The organism is Streptomyces sp. NPDC051064, from assembly GCF_044455985.1.
Taxonomy (GTDB): domain Bacteria; phylum Actinomycetota; class Actinomycetes; order Streptomycetales; family Streptomycetaceae; genus Streptomyces.
Window position 1 is genome coordinate 14,309 of the sequence record NZ_JBITFK010000015.1, and the last position, 15,021, is coordinate 29,329.

A 15,021-nucleotide genomic window follows, 5' to 3' on the forward strand; every position below is an offset into this window, starting at 1 on the left:
CCGGCCTATGCGAGGGCGCGGGCGATTTCCCCCATGAGCGGCTCGCGCAGCTCAGGTGCGTCGACGCGCTCCAGCCGCACATCCGTGCAGCCGACCCAGGATGCCGCCTCCACGAGGGCCTCGGCCATGGGCATCACGGACTTCGCGCCGTCCAGGGACACCTGCCGGGCGACCAGCGTGGCCCCGTCCCTGGCCGGATCGACCCGGCCCTGCAGCCTTCCGCCCGCCAGCAGCGGCATCGCGAAGTAGCCGTGGATCCGCTTGGGCCGGGGGACGTATGCCTCCAGACGATGGGTGAAGCCGAAGATCCGCTCCGTACGCGCCCGTTCCCAGATCAGTGAGTCGAAGGGGGAGAGCAGCGTCGTACGGTGCCGTCCGCGCGGCTCCGAGGCGAGGGCCTCCGGGTGGGCCCAGGCAGGCTTCGCCCAGCCCCGCACCGAGACCGGCACCAGCCCGGAGTCCGCCACCACGGCGTCGAACTGCTCGGCCTTGAGCCGGTGGTAGTCGGCGATGTCCGCCCGGGTACCCACACCCAGCGACCGTCCCGCCAGGGCGACCAGCCGGCGCAGGCACTCCGTGTCGTCCAGGTCGTCGTGGAGCACGGCGTCCGGGATCGCGCGCTCGGCCAGGTCGTAGACCCGCTTCCAGCCACGCCGCTCGGTGCACACCACCTCGCCGTACATCAGGGCCCGCTCCACGGCGACCTTGGAAGCGGACCAGTCCCACCACTCCCCGCCGTTCTTCGCGCCGCCGAGCTCGGTCGCCGTCAGTGGACCCTCGGCGCGCAGCTGCTTGATCACCGTCTCGTACGCCCCGTCGGGCAGGTCGTGGGTCCAGTGCGGGCGGGCCCGGTAGGCGCGGCGGCGGAACGCGAAGTGCGGCCACTCCTCGACGGGCAGGACACAGGCGGCATGCGACCAGTACTCGAACGAACGGCCGCCCGACCAGTAGGCATCGTCGACCGCGCGGCGGCCGAGCGCGCCGAGGCGGGCGTAGGGCACGAGCTCGTGCGACCTGGCCAGGACCGAGATGGTGTCGAGCTGGACCGCTCCGAGACGGCGCAGCACTCCCGGGACCCCGCCCCGGCGGTCCGGGGCGCCCAGGAGGCCTTGGGCGCGCAGGGCGATGCGGCGGGCCTGGTCGGCGGAGATTTCCAGGACGGGCGGCGGCACAGACGTCATGTGTCGAACCCTAGAGCGCGCCACTGACATCGGGGGCCGGCCGGTAGGGATGCGTGCCGGGCAGCCCCAGATCGGCCGGGAGCAGCGCGGCGTTCCACGTGTCGCGCCGTATCCCCTTGTTGAACAGGGCGGACCGCTGGTCACCCTCCATGCGGAAGCCCGCACGGAGAGCGACCGCACGGGACGGGGTGTTGCCGATCTCGGCCCGCCACTCGATGCGGTCCGCGGCGAGGGCGGTGAACGCCCAGTGGGCCACCTCGATCAGCGCTTCCGTCGCGTAACCGGTGCCGCGGTGCTCCTTGGCCGTCCAGAAGCCCACCTCGTACGTGCCCGGCAGGATGCGGCGCATGACGCCGAGCGCGCCGACGAGCTGCCCGTCGTCCCGCCGCAGTACCGCGAAGTTGTACGTCGTGTCCTCCTGCCAGCCCGCGGGCGAGAGCTTCCCGGTGAAGAGCTCCGCGTCTGCACGCGTGTACGGCGAGGGGACCACTGTCCACCGCTGGATGTCAGGGTCCTGGCACGCGGTGTGGACCGCCTCCGCGTCCCCGGGCGCGAAGGGGCGCATGAGCAGGCGTTCCGTGGTGAGAGTGGTGGGTTCCATGCATGGATTCTGGTGACGGGGAGCACGGGACGCGAGCACTTTTCGGCGCTTCCCGGCACCTTCCGTCCACTCCGGCCGTTGTCCTGGAAGGGCGCGGTGGGGAGAACGCGGCGGCAGCCCTCCCGGCGTGGCGGGGTCCTCGCTTACGATGGCCGTTGCGGTGGGGTCCACCTGCCGTGCCCGCGCCAGAGTCCATCACACGACCCAGTGCCAGGCCCGACCGGCAAGGAGACCAGCCTCAGTGTCCGTCTTCAACAAGCTCATGCGTGCAGGCGAAGGCAAGATCCTGCGCAAACTGCACCGCATCGCGGACCAGGTCAGCTCCATCGAAGAGGACTTCGTCAACCTCTCCGACGCCGAGCTGCGGGCGCTCACCGACGAGTACAAACAACGGTACGCGGACGGCGAGAGCCTGGACGACCTGCTTCCCGAAGCATTCGCGACCGTCCGTGAGGCCGCCAAGCGCGTTCTCGGACAGCGCCACTACGACGTCCAGATGATGGGCGGTGCCGCCCTGCACCTCGGCTATGTGGCCGAGATGAAGACCGGTGAGGGCAAGACCCTCGTCGGTACCCTGCCCGCGTATCTCAACGCGCTCTCCGGCAAGGGCGTGCACCTGATCACGGTCAACGACTACCTGGCCGAGCGCGACTCCGAGATGATGGGCCGGGTGCACAAGTTCCTCGGCCTCGAGGTCGGCTGCATCATCGCCAACATGACTCCGGCCCAGCGCCGCGAGCAGTACGCCTGCGACATCACGTACGGCACGAACAACGAGTTCGGCTTCGACTACCTCCGCGACAACATGGCGTGGTCCCAGGACGAGCTCGTCCAGCGCGGCCACAACTTCGCCATCGTCGACGAGGTCGACTCGATCCTGGTCGACGAGGCCCGTACCCCGCTGATCATCTCCGGCCCGGCCGACCAGGCCACCAAGTGGTACGGCGACTTCGCCAAGCTGGTCACGCGTCTCACCAGGGGTGAGGCGGGCAACCCGCTGAAGGGCATCGAGGAGACCGGCGACTACGAGGTCGACGAGAAGAAGCGGACCGTGGCCATCCACGAGCCCGGCGTCTCCAAGGTCGAGGACTGGCTCGGGATCGACAACCTCTACGAGTCGGTGAACACCCCGCTCGTCGGTTACCTGAACAACGCGATCAAGGCCAAGGAGCTCTTCAAGAACGACAAGGACTACGTCGTCATCGACGGCGAAGTCATGATCGTCGACGAGCACACCGGCCGTATCCTCGCCGGCCGCCGCTACAACGAGGGCATGCACCAGGCCATCGAGGCGAAGGAAGGGGTGGACATCAAGGACGAGAACCAGACGCTCGCCACGATCACCCTGCAGAACTTCTTCCGTCTGTACGACAAGCTCTCCGGCATGACCGGTACGGCGATGACCGAGGCGGCCGAGTTCCACCAGATCTACAAGCTCGGCGTCGTGCCGATCCCGACGAACCGGCCCATGGTCCGCGCCGACCAGTCGGACCTGATCTACCGCACCGAGGTCGCGAAGTTCGCCGCGGTCGTCGACGACATCGCGGAGAAGCACGAGAAGGGTCAGCCGATCCTGGTCGGCACGACCTCCGTCGAGAAGTCCGAGTACCTCTCGCAGCAGCTGTCGAAGCGCGGTGTGCAGCACGAGGTCCTCAACGCAAAGCAGCACGACCGGGAAGCGCCGATCATCGCCCAGGCCGGCCGCAAGGGTGCCGTCACGGTCGCGACGAACATGGCCGGCCGCGGTACGGACATCAAGCTGGGCGGCAACCCCGACGACCTGGCCGAGGCGGATCTGCGTCAGCGCGGACTCGACCCGGTCGAGCACGTCGAGCAGTGGGCGGCCGCGCTGCCCGCGGCACTGGAGAAGGCCGAGCAGGCCGTCAAGGCCGAGCACGACGAGGTCAAGGAGCTCGGCGGGCTCTACGTCCTGGGCACCGAGCGGCACGAGTCGCGGCGTATCGACAACCAGCTGCGCGGTCGTTCCGGCCGTCAGGGCGACCCGGGTGAGTCCCGGTTCTACCTGTCGCTGGGCGACGACCTGATGCGGCTGTTCAAGGCGCAGATGGTGGAGCGCGTCATGTCGATGGCGAACGTGCCCGACGACGTCCCCATCGAGAACAAGATGGTGACGCGGGCGATCGCCTCCGCGCAGTCGCAGGTCGAGCAGCAGAACTTCGAGACGCGTAAGAACGTCCTGAAGTACGACGAGGTGCTCAACCGGCAGCGTGAGGTCATCTACGGCGAGCGCCGCCGCGTCCTGGAGGGTGAGGACCTGCAGGACCAGATCCGCCACTTCATGGACGACACGATCGACGACTACATCCGGCAGGAGACGGCCGAGGGCTTCGCGGAGGAGTGGGACCTCGACCGGCTGTGGGGCGCCTTCAAGCAGCTCTACCCGGTGAAGGTCACGGTCGAGGAGCTCGAGGAGGCCGCGGGCGACCTGGCCGGCGTGACCGCCGACTTCATCGCCGAATCGGTCAAGGACGACATCCACGAGCAGTACGCGGAGCGGGAGAAGACGCTCGGCTCGGACATCATGCGTGAGCTGGAGCGGCGCGTGGTCCTCTCGGTCCTGGACCGCAAGTGGCGTGAGCACCTCTACGAGATGGACTACCTCCAGGAGGGCATCGGCCTCCGGGCCATGGCGCAGAAGGACCCGCTGGTCGAGTACCAGCGCGAGGGCTTCGACATGTTCAACGCCATGATGGAGGGCATCAAGGAGGAGTCCGTCGGCTACCTGTTCAACCTGGAGGTCCAGGTCGAGCAGCAGGTCGAGGAGGTTCCGGTGCAGGAGGGCGCGACCTCGCTGGAGAAGCAGGACGCGCCGGTGGCGGCCGCGGCCGGACGCCCGGAGATCCGGGCCAAGGGCCTGGACGCTCCGCAGCGTCCTGACCGGCTGCACTTCTCCGCTCCCACGGTGGACGGGGAGGGCGGCGTCGTCGAGGGTGACTTCTCCAACGGTGACGGTGCGCGGTCCGAGGGAGACGGGATGACGCGTGCGGAGCGCCGTAAGGCGCAGAAGAGCGCGAGTGGGCGGCGTCGTAAGAAGTAGCGCGGCTCGCCCTGACCTGGCCCGGACGCCTTCGTGGTGTCCGGGCCAGGTGCGGTTCGTGGCCTTCCGCGGCGCTTTCCGGGGGTGGGGGTGTGGCTGGGGCCACCCGGGGCCCTCCGAGGACGGAGGGGCGCTCCTGCGGCCCTCCGGGGCCGTTGTGCGGCTCTGGCGCGGTGTGTCCTCGATCTCCCCCGGACTCCGTCCGGGGGTACCCCCAACGGGCTTGAACCGGCAAGCCCGTCCCGGGGTCATCTGACGGCGGGGAGCCGTTCGCCGCCCAGGTCGATCGCGGCGCAGCGCCAGCGGAGGTCGGGGCCCTGCTCCAGGCGGAAGGCCATGGCGCGGACCTGCTCGCCCGTGGCGATGCTGGCGAAGGCCTCGACCACGCCGTCGGCCGGCTGGCTGCCGTGGCAGGTGCGTACGACCGGGCGCCGGCAGCCCGCGCCGAGCGGGGCGTCAGGGGCGAGTTCGGCGAGCTGGTCGTAGGCCTCGCCGATGGTGTGGCCCAGCATCCAGTGCACCGGGCGCTGGCCGCTGAGGACGGCGAGCAGGCGTTCCGCGAACCACTGGTGCGGGCGCAGCGGCCGCCGGGGCCGTTGCGCCGGTACCGTGCCCGGCCTGCTGCTGTCGCGTCGTCCGGCCGGCCTCGTCCTGTCCTTGCTCATGCTCGTAGCCCCCGTGGCTGCTGTCCGGTGCCCGGGTGAGTACCGGGCGGTAACTTGTGCTGGGGATCTTCTACGGGGCCGGTCGTCGGCTCCGCAAGCGGCGGCTGGGGCCGGCCGGGCACGCAGTGGGATCACCTATCCGGGTGATGGGCCCCTGGCCGCAAGGGAACGGCGGGGGTGACGGTCGTCGCGCGGTGGACAGCGACGGACGGATCGGTCGCCCCGAAGGGGGACGTCGCACGTATCCTGAGGGCGTCATCGACTACGAAAGCGGTCAGCCATGCGTGTGTACGTCCCCCTGACCCTCTCCGGTCTTGCCTCGGTGCACAGGGCGGGCGAGGTCGGTCCGGGGCCGCTCACCGCTTATGCCGTGACGCCCGGTCTGCGCGAGTGGTACGTCTCCGACGACATCGAGGAGCTGGAGTACGCGGCGCTCAACCGGGCCGCCTCCGCCTCGCTGCGGCTGATCGCGGGCCGGCCGGAGGAGACCAGGCGCCGGGTCGTCGTCGCCCTCGACGTGCCGGACGGGTCGGTGGTCGCCGATCCGGACCACGTCCTGGACGCCTCCTCGCTCGGCGAGGTGCGGATCGCGCACGCGGTGGCGCTGGCGAAGGCCGCGGCCGTGCACGTGGACGCCGACGACGCCGAGAAGGACGTCGCCGCGGCGGCAGCGGCACTGGGGGCGGCGGACCTCGGCGACGACGACGCCCAGTTCACCGTGGACGGCGCGGAGGACCACGAGCTGCTGTGGTTCGGGATCCAGGAGATCCCCGGCCTGATCGCCTGACCTGCCGGGCGCACCGCCGCCTGTGCACGGGTGACTGTCGTACCGGGCGAGTATTTTCTACTCATGGCGACATCGGGGAAGCACCGCACACATCTGGTCTGGGACTGGAACGGCACACTGCTCGACGACATCCAGGCGGTCCTCGGGGCGTCGAACGCCGCCTTCGCGGAGGTCGACCTGGAGCCGCTCACGCTGGACCAGTACCGCGAGATGTACTGCGTGCCGATACCCAAGTTCTACGAGCGGCTCATGGGCAGGCTCCCCACCCCCGCCGAGTGGGAGCGGATGGACGGCCTCTTCCACCGCCACTACACCGAGCAGCGGACGGCCTGCGGACTGACGGAGGGCGTCGAGGAGCTGCTGGCCCGGTGGCAGCGCGGCGGCCGCAGCCAGTCGCTGCTCAGCATGTACGGCCATGAGCACCTGGTCCCGGTGGTCCGGGGATACGGCATCGAGCGTCATTTCGTACGCGTCGACGGCCGTACGGGCCCCTCCGGCGGCAGCAAGGCCCAGCACATGGAGCGCCACTTCGAGGTGCTCGGGGGTATAGCCCCCGAATCCGCCGTGGTCATCGGTGACGCGGTGGACGACGCCGTGGCAGCGGCGCATGTCGGCGCGCGTGCCGTGCTCTACACCGGGGGTTCGCACAGCCGCAGCAGCCTGGAGGCGGTGGGCGTGCCCGTGGTGGACACCCTGGCCGAGGCGGTCGCGCTGGCCGAGCTGATGGCGGACTGAGCGGATCTGCTCGCCTGTGTGTCCTTTGTGTGTCCGTACGTGCAGCAACGATTCGGTGCGATGTCCAGAGTGTCAAAGTTCGGGGTCTTCTTTTGTACATATGCGGCTCATGACGGTTGTGGGTGCAGGAGGGATAGCCTGGTGCGGTGATCAGCGCGATACGCCTCGGGGGCAGCGAAGCCCCCGGCCTGCGCCCGGAGTGCCACAGCACCCGGGCGATGCGTGATCTCCGCGTCCCGGGCCCTCCGCCGAAAATGGCCGATATGGTCCGGGACATCTCCCCAGGCGGCATAGCGTCGAGTCAGACCGGAAACCCCGCGTCGTGGCGGTACGTCGCCTTCTTCACCTACGTCACGCAACGGCGCGCGACAGGAGCCAGAGGACATGCAGACCAAGCTGGACGAAGCCAAGGCCGAGCTGCTCGTACGGGCGGCCCGGGTAGCTGACAACAGTCCGGGCGGTGGTGTCGGTGGCCCGGGAGGTGGCCTCCGGGTGCACCTTGCCGACGGGACCGGCGGCGAAGCAGAGGAAGCCACCGAGGCCGGCCCGGACGGGCGGTCGGGCAACAGGACGCTGCTCGCCTATCTCCAGCGCTACTACCTGCACACCGCTCCGGAGGACGTCAGCGACCGCGATCCGGTCGACATCTTCGGGGCCGCTTCCTCCCACTACCGTCTCGCCGAGAACAGGCCTCAGGGCACCGCGAACGTCCGGGTGCACACCCCGACCGTCGAGGAGAACGGCTGGACCAACAGCCACTCCGTCGTCGAGGTCGTCACCGACGACATGCCCTTCCTGGTCGATTCGGTCACGAACGAGCTGTCCCGGCAGGGCCGCGGCATCCACCTCGTGATCCACCCCCAGGTCGTCGTCCGGCGCGATGTCGCCGGCAAGCTGATCGAGGTGTTCGCCGACCCTGCCAGGAACAACGGGGCGAAGCGCTCCGGCGGCCGTAAGGAGGCCGGGTCCGAGCTTCCGCACGACGCGCTCGTCGAGTCCTGGATCCACGTCGAGATCGACCGGGAGACGGACCGTGCGGACCTGAAGCAGATCACCGCGGATCTGCTGCGTGTCCTGTCCGACGTACGGGAGACCGTCGAGGACTGGGAGAAGATGCGCGACGCCGCCCTGCGGATCGCCGACGACCTCCCCTCGGAGCCGCTCGACGAGCTGGACGACGAGGAGGTCGAGGAGGCCCGCGAGCTGCTGCGCTGGCTCGCCGCCGACCACTTCACCTTCCTCGGGTACCGGGAGTACGAGCTCCGTGAGTCCGACGCGCTGACGGCCGTCCCCGGCACGGGCCTGGGGATCCTGCGCTCCGACCCGAAGCACGCCGAGGACGAGGCGCACCCGGTGAGCCCGTCCTTCGACCGGCTGCCCGCGGACGCCCGCGCCAAGGCCAGGGAGCACAAGCTCCTCGTCCTGACGAAGGCGAACAGCAGGGCGACCGTGCACCGCCCCAGCTACCTGGACTACGTCGGGGTGAAGAAGTTCGACGCCCACGGCAATGTCGTCGGCGAGCGTCGCTTCCTCGGCCTGTTCTCCTCCGCCGCGTACACCGAGTCGGTGCGCCGGGTGCCCGTGGTGCGCCGCAAGGTCGCCGAGGTGCTGGAGGGCGCCGGCTTCACACCCAACAGCCACGACGGCCGCGACCTGCTCCAGATCCTGGAGACCTACCCGCGCGACGAGCTCTTCCAGACGCCCGTCGACCAGCTGCGTTCCATCGTCACCTCCGTGCTGTACCTCCAGGAGCGCCGCCGGCTGCGGCTCTACCTGCGCCAGGACGAGTACGGGCGCTACTACTCCGCCCTCGTCTACCTGCCGCGCGACCGCTACACCACCGGCGTGAGGCTCCGCCTGATCGACATCCTCAAGGAGGAACTGGGCGGCACCAGCGTCGACTTCACCGCCTGGAACACGGAGTCGATCCTCTCCCGGCTGCACTTCGTCGTCCGGGTCCCGCCCGGTACCGAGCTTCCGCACCTCACCGACGCGGACGCGGACCGGATCGAGGCGCGCCTCGTCGAGGCCGCCCGCTCCTGGGCCGACGGATTCCAGGAGGCGCTGAGCGCCGAGTGCGGCGAGGAGCGCGCCGCCGAGCTGCTGCGCCGTTACGCGCACTCGTTCCCCGAGGGCTACAAGGCCGACCACTCGCCGCGTGCCGCCGTGGCGGACCTGGTCCACCTGGAAGAGCTCAAGAGCGAACGCGAGGACTTCGCGCTCAGCCTGTACGAGCCGGTCGGCGCCTCCCCGGCCGAGCGCAGGTTCAAGATCTACCGGACGGGTGAGCAGGTCTCGCTCTCCGCCGTCCTCCCCGCGCTCCAGCGGCTCGGTGTGGAGGTCGTGGACGAACGTCCGTACGAGCTGCGCTGCTCCGACGGCACGCACGCCTGGATCTACGACTTCGGGCTGCGCCTGCCGAAGAAGGCCACGGGCAACGACTACCTCGCCGACGACGCCAGGGACCGCTTCCAGGAGGCGTTCGCGGCCATCTGGACCGGCGAGGCGGAGAACGACGGTTTCAACTCCCTCGTGCTGGGCGCCGGCCTCGACTGGCGTCAGGCCATGGTGCTGCGCGCCTACGCGAAGTACCTGCGCCAGGCGGGTTCGACCTTCAGCCAGGACTACATGGAGGACACCCTCCGCAACAACGTCCACACCACCCGGCTCCTGGTCTCCCTCTTCGAGGCCCGGATGTCCCCGGCCCGCCAGAAGGCCGGCACGGAGCTGACGGACGGTCTGCTGGAGGAGCTGGACGGCGCCCTCGACCAGGTCGCCTCGCTGGACGAGGACCGGATCCTGCGGTCCTTCCTCACGGTCATCAAGGCCACGCTGCGGACCAACTACTTCCAGCTGGCCGACGACCACGAGCCGCACAACTACGTCTCGATGAAGTTCGATCCGCAGGCCATCCCGGATCTTCCGGCACCGCGCCCGGCGTACGAGATCTGGGTCTACTCGCCGCGGGTCGAGGGCGTCCACCTGCGCTTCGGCAAGGTCGCCCGCGGCGGTCTGCGCTGGTCGGACCGGCGGGAGGACTTCCGTACGGAGATCCTCGGCCTGGTCAAGGCGCAGATGGTCAAGAACACCGTGATCGTGCCGGTGGGCGCCAAGGGCGGGTTCGTCGCCAAGCAGCTGCCGGACCCGGCCGTGAACCGTGACGCCTGGCTCGCCGAGGGCATCGCCTGCTACAAGATCTTCATCTCGGCGCTGCTCGACATCACCGACAACATGGTGACGGGCGAGGTCGTGCACCCGGCGGAGGTCGTCCGTCACGACGAGGACGACACCTATCTCGTCGTCGCCGCCGACAAGGGGACCGCGAGCTTCTCCGACATCGCCAACGACGTCGCCGTCGCGTACGGCTTCTGGCTCGGTGACGCGTTCGCGTCCGGCGGGTCGGCCGGCTACGACCACAAGGGCATGGGCATCACCGCCCGCGGTGCCTGGGAGTCCGTGAAGCGGCACTTCCGCGAGCTGGGCCACGACACCCAGACCGAGGACTTCACCGTCGTCGGCGTCGGCGACATGTCCGGTGACGTCTTCGGCAACGGGATGCTGCTCTCCGAGCACATCCGGCTGGTGGCGGCCTTCGACCACCGGCACATCTTCATCGACCCGAATCCGGATGCCGCGACGTCGTACGCCGAGCGGCGCCGCCTGTTCGACCTGCCCCGCAGCTCCTGGGCGGACTACAACAAGGACCTGCTGTCCGCGGGCGGCGGCATCCATCCGCGTTCCGCCAAGTCGATCCCGGTCAACGCGCACATCCGCGCGGCGCTCGGCATCGACTCGAAGGTCACGAAGATGACGCCCGCCGAGCTGATGCAGAACATCCTCAAGGCGTCGGTCGACCTCGTGTGGAACGGCGGCATCGGTACGTACATCAAGTCGACGGCGGAGTCGAACGCCGACGTCGGGGACAAGGCCAACGACGCGATCCGGGTCAACGGTGCGGAGCTGCGGGCCCGTGTCGTCGGTGAGGGCGGCAACCTCGGGGCCACCCAGCTCGGCCGGATCGAGTTCGCCCGGGCCGGCGGCCGGATCAACACCGACGCGATCGACAACAGCGCCGGTGTGGACACCTCCGACCACGAGGTGAACATCAAGATCCTGCTCAACGGTCTGGTCCGTGAGGGCGACATGACCGTGAAGCAGCGCAACAAGGTGCTCGCGGAGATGACCGACGAGGTCGGACAGCTCGTGCTGCGCAACAACTACGCGCAGAACGTCGCGCTCTCCAACGCCAGCGCCCAGGCGCCGTCGCTCCTCCATGCCCACCAGCGCTTCATGCGCAGGCTCGGCCGCGAGGGACACCTGGACCGGGCCCTGGAGTTCCTGCCGAACGACCGTCAGATCCGTGAGCTGCTGAACCACGGCAGGGGGCTCAGCCAGCCGGAACTGGCCGTGCTGATCGCCTACACGAAGATCACGGCGGCCGAGGAGCTGATCTCCACCAGCCTGCCGGACGACGCGCACCTGCAGAAGCTGGTGCACGCCTACTTCCCGAAGCAGCTGAGCGAGCGGTTCCCCGAGGCGGTCGACGGGCATGCGCTGCGCCGCGAGATCATCACGACGGTGCTGGTCAACGACACGGTGAACAGCGGTGGGTCGACGTTCCTGCACCGGCTGCGTGAGGAGACAGGGGCGTCGCTCGAGGAGATCGTGCGGGCGCAGTTCGCCGCCCGCGAGATCTTCGGCCTCTCCGGCGTGTGGGACGCCGTGGAGGCGCTCGACAACACGGTGGCCGCCGATGTGCAGACCCGGATCCGGCTGCACTCGCGCCGGCTCGTCGAGCGCGGCTCCCGCTGGCTGCTCGGCAACCGGCCGCAGCCGGTCGGGATCGCGGAGACCATCGAGTTCTTCCGGGACGGCGTCGAACGCGTCTGGAGCGAGCTGCCCAAGCTCCTGAGGGGCGCCGACATCGAGTGGTACCAGTCGATCCTCGACGAGCTCACCGCCGTGGGCGTCCCGGACGGGCTGGCGGGCCGGGTGGCGGGATTCTCGTCGGCCTTCCCGGCGCTGGACATCGTGGCGATCGCCGAGCGCACGGGCAAGGACCCGCTGGCCGTCGCCGAGGTGTACTACGACCTCGCCGACCGGCTGGGGATCTCCCAGCTGATGGACCGGATCATCGAGCTGCCGCGGGGCGACCGCTGGCAGTCCATGGCCCGCGCCTCCATCCGCGAGGACCTGTACGCCGCGCACGCCGCGCTCACGTCGGACGTGCTGTCCGCCGGCAACGGCACGTCGTCGCCCGAGCAGCGATTCAAGGCGTGGGAGGAGAAGAACGCGGCGATCCTGGCGCGTTCGCGCGCCACCCTGGAGGAGATCCGGGGGTCGGAGTCCTTCGACCTGGCGAACCTGTCCGTGGCGATGCGGACGATGCGTACGCTGCTGCGCACGCACGCCTGACCCGGAGCGGCCTGCGGGGCCGCGACGCATGAAGCCGTCCGCCGGACGGGCCCGACAAGGCCCGTCCGGCGGACGGCTTCACCACGTCACTTCTTGGGCCTGGGCTTCGCGGGCCCGGTGAACTCCTCGTACGCGGCCACGACCTCCTTGGCCGGCCCGTCCATCCGCAGAGTGCCCGCCTCCAGCCAGATCGCCCGGTCGCAGGTGTCGGTGATCGACCTGTTGCTGTGGCTGACGAGGAAGACCGTGCCGGCCTCCTCGCGGAGCTCCATGATCCGGTCCTTGCTGCGTCGCTGGAACTTCGCGTCTCCGGTGGACAGCGCCTCGTCGATCAGCAGCACGTCGTGGCTCTTGGCGGCCGCGATGGAGAAGCGGAGCCTGGCGCCCATGCCGGAGGAGTAGGTCCGCATGGGCAGGGTGATGAAGTCGCCCTTCTCGTTGATGCCGGAGAAGTCGACGATGTCCTGGTAGCGCTCACGGATCTGTTCGCGCGTCATGCCCATGGCCAGGCCGCCGAGCACGACGTTGCGCTCCCCGGTCAGGTCGCTCATCAGCGCGGCGTTCACTCCGAGCAGCGAGGGCTGGCCCTGGGTGTGGACCCGCCCCTTCGACGCGGGCAGCAGCCCCGCGATCGCCTTGAGGAGCGTCGACTTCCCGGATCCGTTGGAGCCGATCAGGCCGATGGCCTCGCCCTTGTACGCGGCGAAGCTGACGCCCTTCACCGCGTGCACCTGGCGGGCGCCCCGAGGCTGCCGGCGCGACACGATCCTGTTGAGGGCGGAGGTGGCGCTGCCCTTTCCGGTGCGGGCGCCGTTCACCGTGTAGGTGATGTGGACGTCGTCGACGACGACGGTGGGCACACGGGTGTCGAGGGTGTCAGCCACGTCCGTACCTCTCCTCGGCCTTCCAGAAGTACACGAAACCGCCGATGCCGCAGACGAGCGCCCAGGCCGTCGCGAGGGCCCACACGTGCGGGGGCAGCTGCGCGCCGGTGAAGCTGTCGATCAGGGCGTAGCGCATCAGGTCGATGTAGATGGCCGCCGGGTTGCACTCCAGTGCCAGCAGGACGAGCCGCGGCACCCGGTCGGCGGTGAGCAGGGTGTCGAGGCTCCACATGACGCCCGACGCGTACATCCAGGTGCGCAGGATGAAGGGCGTCAGCTGGGCGATGTCGGGTGTCCTGGCGGCCAGCCGGGCCATCACCATCGAGATGCCGGTGTTGAACAGCGCCTGCAGGGCGAGCGCGGGGACCGCGAGCAGCCAGGACGGCCGCGGGTACTGGCCGAACACGAGGAGGATCAGGAAGAGCGCGCCCAGCGAGAAGAGCAGCTGCTGGAGCTGCTGGATGGCCAGGGCGATCGGCAGGGAGGCGCGCGGGAAGTGCAGGGCCCGGACGAGTCCGGTGTTGCCGCTGATGGCCCGGGTGCCGGCCGTGATCGAGCTGGCGGTGAAGGTCCAGATGAAGACGCCGGTGACGAGGAAGGGCACGTAGTCGGGGACTCCGTGCTTGGTGTTCATCAGGACGCCGAAGATGAAGTAGTAGACCGTCGCGTTGAGCAGCGGGGTCATGATCTGCCAGATCTGGCCGAGCTTCGCCTGGCTGTACTGCGCGGTCAGCTTGGCCGTGGCGAAGGCCGTGATGAAGTGCCTCCGCCCCCAGAGCTGCCGGACGTACGCGCCGAGCGTGGGCCGCGCCCCGCTGACGTTCAGCCCGTGCCGGGCCGCGAGGGCGGCCAGCTCGCCGGGTTCGTACACGGGGAGGAGGGGGGCTGGAGATGCGGTGTCCACCGGGGCCGGCGGGGCTGCTGTCTGGCTCACCACGGTCGCTTTCGACGGGGGGCGGGGGGATCAGGGCGGACGGTTCCGGCTCGATGGGACGGGACCGTATCGTCGCAACGCTGAGACTAGGACGTTTGTGCGTCGCAACGCAACCGTTTCGTCGTTACGGTCTATCATTCGGGCCATGACCACCCAACGGCGAACCGGGCGCCGCACCCCGGCAGGTGCCGCGGTGCTGCGGGAGGACGTGACCGACGCGATCCGCGGCGCCGTCTTCGAGGAGCTGGCCGCCGTGGGATTCGCACGGATGTCGATCGAGGGCATCGCCCGGCGCGCGGGGGTGGGCAAGACCGCCGTCTACCGCCGCTGGAAGTCCAAGCTGCATCTCGTCCTGGACCTGGTCGCGGCCGTCGCCGCGCAGGGCATGCCGGCGCCCGCGACGGGTTCGCTGTACGGGGATGTGCGCGCCGTGCTGGAACTGGCCGCGTACGCCCTGCGCCACCCTGTCGCCTCACAGGTGATCCCCGACCTGCTGGTCGAGGCGGCCCGCAACCCGGAGATCTCCGACGCCATCAAGGCGGCCCTGCTGGACCAGCAGCAGGGCGTGGCCGCCGTGGTCGTGCGGGCGGCGGTGGCACGCGGTGAACTGCCCGAGGGCAGCGATCCCGACCGGGCGCTGGACCTCATCGTCGGCCCGCTGTACTGGCGCCTCGTCGTGGTCCGGGGCGATCTGCCCAAGGGATACCTCGACGACCTCGCGGCCTCGGCGGTCCGGGCGCTCAGGGCCTGACCGCTCAAGG

The 15,021-nt window shown here is 69.7% G+C and carries 10 protein-coding genes; 5 read left to right on the forward strand and 5 right to left on the reverse strand.

Annotated elements, in window-relative coordinates:
* Window positions 1-5 precede the first annotated feature (5 nt).
* Complete coding sequence (locus tag ACIBCU_RS36245; RefSeq protein ID WP_399236757.1) at window positions 6-1,181, reverse strand: winged helix-turn-helix domain-containing protein; 1,176 nt, start codon at window positions 1,179-1,181, stop codon at window positions 6-8.
* A gap of 10 nt (window positions 1,182-1,191) precedes the next feature.
* Entirely contained in the window at window positions 1,192-1,782 is a 591-nt protein-coding gene (locus ACIBCU_RS36250; protein WP_399236759.1) for a GNAT family N-acetyltransferase, read from the reverse strand.
* 241 nt (window positions 1,783-2,023) lie between these two features.
* Here ACIBCU_RS36250 and secA point away from each other — a divergent pair, with 241 nt between their 5' ends.
* Window positions 2,024-4,840, forward strand: a complete 2,817-nt coding sequence (gene secA, locus ACIBCU_RS36255; protein WP_362927052.1) for a preprotein translocase subunit SecA — start codon at window positions 2,024-2,026, stop codon at window positions 4,838-4,840.
* A 248-nt stretch (window positions 4,841-5,088) separates the two neighbouring features.
* Here the strand turns inward: secA and ACIBCU_RS36260 are convergent, their stop codons facing one another.
* Window positions 5,089-5,505 (reverse strand): Rv3235 family protein, encoded by a 417-nt coding sequence (locus tag ACIBCU_RS36260; RefSeq protein WP_362927051.1) that lies wholly within the window; start codon window positions 5,503-5,505, stop codon window positions 5,089-5,091.
* Window positions 5,506-5,785: 280 nt separating this feature from the next.
* Between ACIBCU_RS36260 and ACIBCU_RS36265 the strand changes: the two genes are divergently transcribed.
* The 3 genes from ACIBCU_RS36265 (at window position 5,786) to ACIBCU_RS36275 (ending at window position 12,442) form a co-directional block, all read left to right on the forward strand.
* Complete coding sequence (locus ACIBCU_RS36265; RefSeq protein WP_362927050.1) at window positions 5,786-6,292, forward strand: DUF6912 family protein; 507 nt, start codon at window positions 5,786-5,788, stop codon at window positions 6,290-6,292.
* Between the two features lie 63 nt (window positions 6,293-6,355).
* Window positions 6,356-7,027, forward strand: a complete 672-nt coding sequence (locus tag ACIBCU_RS36270) for an HAD family hydrolase (RefSeq protein ID WP_362927049.1) — start codon at window positions 6,356-6,358, stop codon at window positions 7,025-7,027.
* 384 nt (window positions 7,028-7,411) lie between these two features.
* On the forward strand, window positions 7,412-12,442 hold the full coding sequence (locus ACIBCU_RS36275; protein WP_362927048.1) for an NAD-glutamate dehydrogenase: 5,031 nt from the start codon (window positions 7,412-7,414) through the stop codon (window positions 12,440-12,442).
* 86 nt (window positions 12,443-12,528) lie between these two features.
* On the opposite strand, the gene ACIBCU_RS36280 is transcribed toward ACIBCU_RS36275, so the two are convergent.
* Together ACIBCU_RS36280 and ACIBCU_RS36285 are read right to left on the reverse strand one after the other, a co-directional pair.
* Window positions 12,529-13,326: an ABC transporter ATP-binding protein gene (locus tag ACIBCU_RS36280; RefSeq protein ID WP_362927047.1), complete on the reverse strand. Its 798-nt coding sequence runs from the start codon at window positions 13,324-13,326 to the stop codon at window positions 12,529-12,531.
* Window positions 13,319-14,260, reverse strand: coding sequence for an ABC transporter permease (locus ACIBCU_RS36285; protein WP_399236763.1), 942 nt, complete (start codon window positions 14,258-14,260; stop codon window positions 13,319-13,321). The genes ACIBCU_RS36280 and ACIBCU_RS36285 overlap by 8 nt, the downstream gene beginning before the upstream one ends.
* A gap of 145 nt (window positions 14,261-14,405) precedes the next feature.
* Here ACIBCU_RS36285 and ACIBCU_RS36290 point away from each other — a divergent pair, with 145 nt between their 5' ends.
* Window positions 14,406-15,011 (forward strand): TetR/AcrR family transcriptional regulator, encoded by a 606-nt coding sequence (locus ACIBCU_RS36290; RefSeq protein ID WP_356708762.1) that lies wholly within the window; start codon window positions 14,406-14,408, stop codon window positions 15,009-15,011.
* The last annotated feature ends 10 nt before the right edge of the window (window positions 15,012-15,021 follow it).